The sequence below is a fragment of the Natroniella acetigena genome (assembly GCF_023227745.1).
GTDB classification, from domain to species: Bacteria; Bacillota; Halanaerobiia; order Halobacteroidales; family Halobacteroidaceae; genus Natroniella; species Natroniella acetigena.
The window spans coordinates 1-8,277 of the sequence record NZ_JALKBX010000079.1; the positions used below are offsets into that span (position 1 = coordinate 1).

Here is an 8,277-nt window from a genome sequence, read left to right on the forward strand (position 1 = left end):
CCATAGTAGTCAATTGCTTTTATTACTTTTCCCCAGGCACCCGCAGGGGTTAACCTATCTTCGGTTGTTACTTCTAACACTGCCTCCCTAATATCTGCTATGTCCGGTATAAAGAAGCGAGAAAGGATTTATAGAACGGTTAATGGAACTAAGAAGGAAATGCATAGGTTGGCCCATGAAATAGAAACAGGAGCTTATATTGATGCTCCCAACCCAGATAAACCAGAAATTAACGCTATGACAAGTAAATGAGTTATTAAATTGTGCGAAAAGACATCCTGAAAAATGGGTATATGATTTTATTTATCTTGCTATCTATACAGGAATGAGAAGAGGTGAAATTTTAGGATTGCGATGGACAGATGTAAGTTTAAAAGAAAGAGTAATTCATATTAGACAAAGTGTTACTAAAGTATCTGGAAGGGATTTAATCTTTCTTAAACCTAAGACTAATTCTAGTATTAGACCAATTAATATAGATGAAGATGTTGTAGCTGCTTTAAAGCGAAGAAAGAGTGAACAAAATCAAAACAAATTACTTTTCGGTAGTAAATATGATAATCAACATAACCTTATTTTTTGTAAGGAAAATGGAAAACCTTTCTTACCTCAATATGCAACTAGACAATTTAATGAAATAGCTAAGAAAGTAGACTTATCTCACTTTAGATTACATGATCTACGCCATACTCATGCAACATTGATGCTTAAAGCTGGAGTCCATCCTAAGATAGTCCAAGAAAGGTTAGGACATGCTTTGATAACTGTAACTCTAGATACCTACTCTCATGTAATACCATCTATGCAAAAAGAAGCAGTCCAAAAATTAAAAAACACCCTACAAAAATAGTTGGGCGTCAAGATGGCGACATCTTCAATTTTCATTTCAAATTCTCTTTTCTTTAAAACTACCCTCATCCCTTGCTATGTAAACAAATAAAATTGGCACGGGAAGCAGGACTTGAACCCGCAACACCTGGATTTGGAGTCCAGTACTCTACCAATTGAGCTATTCCCGTGCGTAAAATTAATATACACTTATATAAGTCAACCTGCTAATACTCTAACATATTATTAATTAAATTGCAAGTAATAATCTAAAATTATTCTTGATAAATATCATCACTTAAAGATTCTGCTATTTTAACAACATTATTTCCTAATGCATTCAAATTCATTAGAGATAGTACCTCTCCTTTCTAAATTTTACAATTCAGTCTCTAATTTTAATTCAATAAAAAATCCTTACTTCCTAAATTCTATGTAAATATAAATAGAATTTAACGTTTCAACCTAATCCTTTCAGATTAAAAAGAATCTAAATTAGTTAGATTGAAGAAAACCATTAATCTAATTTATATATTTAAAACAAAGTTCTTTAAAATAAAAAACACCACCTCACGATGTGGTTACTAGTTAACTTACATTTGTAATTTGTTTTTGGTGGAGGTGGGCGGAGTCGAACCGCCGTCCCCATAAGATGCTCCTAGAGCTTCTACAAGCTTAACTTATGCTTTAATTTCGCGATTTCATCTCCCATAAGTAGGATATAAAACCACTAGCTTGTTAATCTCTCATCCTCCTACAAGCTTCAAAGGATGAAAAGTCTGCTTAATTATGACACTTATAAAGGCTCACAGACAAAACATTTATAAGCGTAGCTGGTGCTTTACGCAGCAGCTAATGCGTAATTATTATCGTTTGCAGATAATTTTATAAGTTGCTATTAGTTTACGAGATTAATAGCAATCTCGGCTTGCTTCCTCCGGCACACCTTACAGGTCGAGTCCCATATACACCCCCATAGGTTAAAAGCAGTGGATAGTTAATAATGACTAGTTGAAATCAATTTCCTTTTCTATCTCAATTTATTAACTATCAATCGCTTTAATATCTTCCTAGTTGGTTATCTTTAAAAACCCGCTCCATTTCACGTTGAGCAGTCTTCTTCTTTATATTTTGACGTTTATCATGAAGATTTTTACCCTTAGCTAAGGCCAACTTCACTTTGACCAGTTGCTTTTTAAAATATAATTGCAATGGTACTAACGTATATCCTTTTTCTTTTGTCTTGCCAATGAATTTTCTAATTTCTCTTTTATGCAACAATAATTTTCGAGGTCGTTCAGGATTATGATTATAACGATTCCCTTGCTTATAAGCAGCTATATGCATATTACGAAGATAAACCTCTCCATCTTCTACAATAGCAAAGCTATCTTTAAGGTTTACTCGTCCAGCTCGAATTGACTTAACCTCTGTTCCCGTTAATACAATTCCTGCTTCATAAACTTCCTCGATATGATACTCATGTCTTGCTTTTCGATTTTTTGTAATTACCTTAACTCCATCACTCATTTTTGCCACCTCTATCTAACGTGTATCTATCATTATAACAATTATATTCTAACTGTCAAGACTTTATTGCAATTTATTTTAATTTATAACCAGATCAAAGTCAACTTGTCTCTCTTCTACATTGGCTCTACTAACCTTAACCCTTACTTTTTCTCCTAATTGATATTTTTTAGCAGTTCTTTCACCAATAAAAGATTGTTCATCTTCATGATAATGATAATAATCATCGGTCATCGAACTAACATGCACTAAACCTTCAATTGTATTATCCAACTCTACAAAGAAACCAAAAGGCATGACACTGCTTATAATTCCTTCATACTCTTGCTCTACCTTATCTTTCATATATTCAACCTTCTTTAAGTCAAGTGTTTCTCGTTCTGCTTCCATGGCCTTTCTTTCTTGAACTGAACAATGGTCTGTAATCCCTACTAACCTATTTTCTAAATTATCTTTTTTATTTTCAGAAATAACCTCTTTCTCAATTGCTTCTTTAATAATCCGATGGATCATTAAATCAGGATACCTTCTAATCGGTGAAGTAAAATGAGAGTAATATTCAGAAGCTAATCCAAAATGACCAATGTTATAAGGGCTATAGTGTGCTTGTTGCATTGTTCTTAACAAAACAGTATTAATAATCCTTTCTTCTGGTTCACCCACTACCTTTTCTAAAACTTCCTGTAATGCCTTAGGATGTATCTCGTCCTGCCTTCCTTTAATATGATATCCAAAATTATGAATAAAGCTATTTAAATCCTCTAATTTATCTTGAGGCGGTTGTTCATGAACCCGATAAATAAATGGAATTTCTCTAAAGTACATATCTTGAGCTACAACCTCATTAGTCTTGATCATAAAGTCTTCTATTAACTTTTCTGCAATTGTTCTTTCTACCTTAGCAATATCAACAGGACTTCCTTCTTGATCAAGAATTATCTTTGCTTCAGGAAAATCAAAATCAATACTTCCTTTGTGGTGACGTTCTTTTCTAATTAACTTTGATAATTCTGCCATCAATTCTAATTCTTCAAATACATCATCATACTGCTCAATTAATTCCTCTTCCTTATCTACTAGCATTCTTTTAACTTTATTATAGGTTAATCTGTGATTAACCTTAATTACACTTTTAACAAATTCATAATCCAATAATTCACCAGTCTCTAAATCAAAATCCATTAAGACAGACATCGCCAACCGATTCTCATTGGAACGCAAACTACATAAATTATTAGATAACTTCTCTGGTAACATAGGTATTACTCTATCTACTAAATAAACACTGGTTCCTCGTTTAAGAGCTTCCTGATCCAAGCTACTTCCCTGTTTAACATAATAAGTTACATCTGCTATATGAACTCCTAACCTAACCTTTTGCTCACCTAATATATCTAAAGAAACAGCATCATCAAAATCCTTAGCATCCTCACCATCAATTGTCACCATCTTCAAGTCTCTTAAGTCTTTTCTCATCTCTATCTCTTGAGCTGGAATCTCTTCTGGAATCTCTTCCACTTGTTGTCTAACTTCTTCTGGAAACTTCTGCGGTAAATCTGCCTTCCTAATAATTGCTTCTATATCTACACCAGTCTCCTGTTTATGTCCTAATATTTCGATGATTTTACCTTCAGGATTCCTTCCCTTTTCAGGCCAACTTGTCAACTCTGCAACTACTTTATAACCTTCCCTTGCTCCTTTTCTTTCATCTCTAGGGATGAAAACATCATGATAGATTCTAGAATCATCCGGTACAACAAAACCAAAATGCTTACTATCTTCATAATTTCCTACAACTGTTTTATTCTTCCGCTCTAATATCTTAACAATCTCTCCTGATAATTTTTCTGTTCCTTTGCCCCCCATAATTCTAACCACCACTTTATCATTATGCATAGCTCCATTCATATCATTCAAATTAATATAAATATCTTGCTGCTCTGGATTATCAGGAATTAAAAAACCAAAACCCTTAGTATGCCCTTGTAAGCGACCTACTACCAGATTCATTCGTTCAGGAACTCCATAGCGGTCCTTTCGATTCTTAATAATCAAACCCTCTTGCTCCATTTCATTCAATACATCCTCAAACATCTTACGTTCTGTATTCGGTATCTCAAATACCTTAACTAACTCTTCAAACATTAAAGGCTTATAAGCCTGTTCCCTCATAAAATTTAATACAGTTCGTTTAGTACTCATAATTCCCCTCCATTCTTAGTCCTACCAAATTATTATTCCTAACTTTAATTGAATTTATGTATAAAAAACATAACTCTTAGCCAGATAAAAATCCAACCAAGAGTTTAAGTAAATTAACTATTGAATAGCTACTATTACTAAAGACAGTAACATAAATAAAACAGCCATTACTACTGTTAATTTATTCAAAAAACTATCTAACGCTTTACCCTTTCCTCCAAACATAGACGTAGCTCCACCATCAATTGCTCCAGACAATCCAGCACTCTTTCCAGACTGCAATAATACTGCAACAATTAAAACAATTGAAACAATAATCAGAAGCACTTTAAGAATCAGCACTTTTTGCACCCCCTAGTTAAAAATCCAACTATCATTTTAACATATTCAAATAAAAAAAGCAATTAATAAAAGGTGCAGGAAATCCCGCACCCTATTTAAGCTAATTAAAGATTATAAAAATTAGCTAACCCATTGTACTGACCTGCCTGGGCCAAATCCTCTTCAATTCTTAATAACTGATTATACTTGGCCATTCTATCAGAGCGTGAAGTAGAACCAGTTTTAATCTGACCTGCATTTGTAGCAACAACTAAATCAGCAATTGTATCATCTTCAGTCTCTCCTGAACGGTGAGAAACAACAGCAGTCATATTATTTCTCTTTGCTAATTCAATTGCATCTAATGTCTCGGTCAATGTTCCAATCTGATTAACCTTAATTAAAATTGAATTGCTAGCTCCCATTTCAATTCCTTTTGCTAATCGTTCTGTATTAGTTACATATAAATCATCACCAACTAATTGAACCTTATCTCCTATAGCATCATTTAATTTAACCCAACCATCCCAATCATCATCTTCATCCAATCCATCTTCAATCGATACAATTGGGTACTTCTCAACTAACTCCTTATAAAACTCAATCATCTCTTCACTATTTCTCTTTACCCCTTCACGTTTGAAATTATAAACACCATCTTCATATATCTCAGTAGCAGCAACATCTAGGGCCAACTTAATATCTTGATCTGGAGTATACCCTGCCTTTTCAATTGCTTCTAAAATCACCTCAATTGCACCTTCAGTACCTTCTATTTCTCGCGGAGCAAATCCACCTTCATTACCAACTGCAGTTACATCTCCTCGCTCAGCAAGAATATCATGTAATGCATGGAAGATCTCAGCTCCTGCTTGTAATGCTTCACTATAAGTACCGAAATTAACAGGCATCACCATAAACTCCTGTACATCAACAGCAGAATCAGCATGTTCTCCACCATTTAAAATATTCATCATTGGTATGGGAAGCTCTTTAGCATTAACTCCACCTAAATATTGGTATAAAGGTAATCCTAAAGCATTAGCAGCTGCTTTAGCTACTGCTAAAGATACTCCTAAAATAGCATTAGCACCAAAATTCCCTTTATTTTTGCTACCATCTAGCTCAATCATTAATCTATCAATTTCAACCTGTCGAGTAGCATCCATTCCCAAAATCTCAGGAGCTATATCTTCATTAACGTGATTAACTGCTTGTTGAACCCCTTTTCCACGATACCGTTCTTCTCCATCTCTCAATTCTACTGCTTCATACTCTCCAGTAGAAGCACCAGAAGGAACAGCGGCTCGACCATAAATACCTCCAGTTAAATAGACATCTACCTCTACAGTTGGGTTTCCTCTAGAATCTAAAATTTCTCTGGCATATACTTCTTCAATTGTAGTACTTTCAAACATTTTTATTCCTCCCTTTATGATTTTTCCATTTTTGATATATAGCTTAACTTCAATTCACAATGTACAAAATTGACAATTGACAATTAAAACCCTTAAATCTTATAATCAAAATCACCAAAACTTATTTCCACAAGGTTTTTTAAATAGCTTAAGCTTTTAAGAACTTGATCTTTAATTGTAAATTGTACATTGTCAACTGTACATTATATTGTGGCACAAAAGTGCCACAATATTGTAATTAAGTTGATACACCTGTATCTTTAATCAATGACTCACCAGTCATCTTCTCTGGTATTTCAATATCTAACAAATCTAACATTGTAGGAGCAACATCTGCTAATTTACCCCCATCAATCAACTCTACATCTGTTTGCTGATCATTAATATAAACCAAAGGAACTTTGCTATTTGTATGAGCAGTAAATGGTTCTTCAGTCTCATAATCAATCATCTGATCACTATTTCCATGGTCAGCTGTAATTAAGACTGCTCCTTCTAACTCTTTCACTTTATTAACTACCTTCCCCAAACACTGATCAACTACCTCCAATGCTTCAACAACAGCATCAAAATAACCAGTGTGCCCTACCATATCAGGGTTAGCATAATTTAAAATCACAACATCATAATCCTCATCCTCCAGTTGTTTAATTAAATTGTCTGTTACTTGATAAGCACTCATTTCAGGTTTTTGCTCATAAGTAGCAACCTCTGGTGAAGGAATTAATTCCCTACTTTCTCCTTGATTAGGAGCCTCCTTCCCTCCATTAAAGAAGAAGGTTACATGGGCATACTTTTCAGTTTCTGCAGTCCTTAATTGTTTTAAATCATGCTCAGCTAATATTTGACCCAAAGTATCCTTGATTTCTACAGGTGGAAAAGCAATAGGAACATCAATAGTTTCATCATACTCAGTCATGGAAACAAAATGAACTTCAGGATGTTCTTTTCTCTTAAATCCATCAAATTCCTGATCATTCAAAGCTCTAGTCAATTGACGAGCTCGATCAGGTCGGAAATTAAAGAAGATAATTGAATCACCATCTTGCAAAGTTGCTACTGGCTCTTTTTGTTCGTCAACAATTACTGTCGGTAATACAAACTCATCTTCTTTATCTACAGCATAAGAGTTTTCAATTGCCTCTATAGCTGTAGTAGCTACTTCTCCTTCTCCAAGACAGATCGCATCATAAGCTTTTTGAGTTCTCTCCCAACGATGATCACGATCCATATAATAATAACGACCACCAATTGTCGCTATTCGCCCCAATTCTAATTCGGACATCTTTTCTTCTAAAGCTGTAACATACTTTTTAGCACAAGCTGGAGGTACATCTCTTCCATCCAGTGGAGCATGAATATAAACCTCTTCTACTTGATTCTTCTTAGCTAATTCTAACAAAGCATATAAATGCTCAATATGACTATGTACTCCACCATCAGATAATAATCCCATTAAATGCAGGGCACCATTATTCTGCTTTAAATTTTCAATCGCTTTTAAGAAGACTTCGTTTCCAAAAAAAGATTGTTCTTCAATCGACTTATTAATCCTTGTGAAATCCTGATAAACTACCCTTCCTGCACCTAAGTTAAGATGACCAACTTCTGAATTACCCATCTGCCCTTCTGGTAATCCAACTGCCTCTCCTGCAGCATTAAGAGCAGTAGTTGGATATTCAACAAATAATTTATCAAAATTAGGAGTATTAGCTGCTTTGATTGCATTGCCTTTTTCTTCTTGATTAAGACCAAATCCATCTAATATCATCAATACTAGCGGTTTAGGTATTGCCACCGTTATCTCTCCTTCCTCCATCATAGCCTACCCAAAATATAGATAACCAAACCTGAAATGAAGCTTATTTGATATAAAGTGGCACTTTGCCACTATATATCAATGTACAGTTTACAGTTGACGGTTGACAGTTAAAACCATTAAAAACTTAAATCAAAATCACTATAAACCTGCCAACAT

Annotated in this window: 7 protein-coding genes, 1 tRNA gene and 1 other RNA gene; 2 read left to right on the forward strand and 7 right to left on the reverse strand. The window is 34.3% G+C overall.

Going from position 1 to position 8,277, the window contains the following annotated elements; all coding sequences use genetic code 11:
* Window positions 1-99: 99 nt before the first annotated feature.
* Window positions 100-252 (forward strand): hypothetical protein, encoded by a 153-nt coding sequence (locus tag MWH25_RS12070; RefSeq protein WP_248627905.1) that lies wholly within the window; start codon window positions 100-102, stop codon window positions 250-252.
* Between the two features lie 49 nt (window positions 253-301).
* Window positions 302-850: a site-specific integrase gene (locus MWH25_RS12075; RefSeq protein ID WP_248627910.1), complete on the forward strand. Its 549-nt coding sequence runs from the start codon at window positions 302-304 to the stop codon at window positions 848-850.
* A 93-nt stretch (window positions 851-943) separates the two neighbouring features.
* Here MWH25_RS12075 and MWH25_RS12080 read toward each other — a convergent pair.
* From MWH25_RS12080 to gpmI, 7 genes are all read right to left on the reverse strand, one after another.
* Window positions 944-1,019: transfer RNA gene (locus tag MWH25_RS12080), tRNA-Trp, on the reverse strand.
* 422 nt (window positions 1,020-1,441) lie between these two features.
* Window positions 1,442-1,803, reverse strand: a transfer-messenger RNA (tmRNA) gene (gene ssrA, locus MWH25_RS12085).
* Between the two features lie 84 nt (window positions 1,804-1,887).
* Window positions 1,888-2,358 carry an SsrA-binding protein SmpB gene (smpB, locus tag MWH25_RS12090; RefSeq protein WP_248627906.1) on the reverse strand — a complete coding sequence of 157 codons (471 nt, stop codon included), beginning with the start codon at window positions 2,356-2,358 and terminating at the stop codon, window positions 1,888-1,890.
* A gap of 78 nt (window positions 2,359-2,436) precedes the next feature.
* Window positions 2,437-4,560: a ribonuclease R gene (rnr, locus tag MWH25_RS12095; protein ID WP_248627907.1), complete on the reverse strand. Its 2,124-nt coding sequence runs from the start codon at window positions 4,558-4,560 to the stop codon at window positions 2,437-2,439.
* 117 nt (window positions 4,561-4,677) lie between these two features.
* The gene (gene secG, locus MWH25_RS12100; RefSeq protein ID WP_248627908.1) at window positions 4,678-4,902 is read right to left on the reverse strand and encodes a preprotein translocase subunit SecG; all 225 of its coding nucleotides are present in this window, start codon (window positions 4,900-4,902) and stop codon (window positions 4,678-4,680) included.
* A gap of 104 nt (window positions 4,903-5,006) precedes the next feature.
* Complete coding sequence (gene eno, locus MWH25_RS12105; protein ID WP_248627909.1) at window positions 5,007-6,299, reverse strand: phosphopyruvate hydratase; 1,293 nt, start codon at window positions 6,297-6,299, stop codon at window positions 5,007-5,009.
* Window positions 6,300-6,537: 238 nt separating this feature from the next.
* The gene (gene gpmI / locus MWH25_RS12110; protein WP_428832829.1) at window positions 6,538-8,097 is read right to left on the reverse strand and encodes a 2,3-bisphosphoglycerate-independent phosphoglycerate mutase; all 1,560 of its coding nucleotides are present in this window, start codon (window positions 8,095-8,097) and stop codon (window positions 6,538-6,540) included.
* Between the last annotated feature and the right edge of the window lie 180 nt (window positions 8,098-8,277).

Coding starts and splice junctions, on each gene's coding strand:
- MWH25_RS12070 (WP_248627905.1), top strand. CDS start 100: ATGTCCGGTATAAAGAAGCGAGAAAGGATTTATAGAACGGTTAATGGA.
- smpB (WP_248627906.1), bottom strand. CDS start 2,358: ATGAGTGATGGAGTTAAGGTAATTACAAAAAATCGAAAAGCAAGACAT.
- rnr (WP_248627907.1), bottom strand. CDS start 4,560: ATGAGTACTAAACGAACTGTATTAAATTTTATGAGGGAACAGGCTTAT.
- eno (WP_248627909.1), bottom strand. CDS start 6,299: ATGTTTGAAAGTACTACAATTGAAGAAGTATATGCCAGAGAAATTTTA.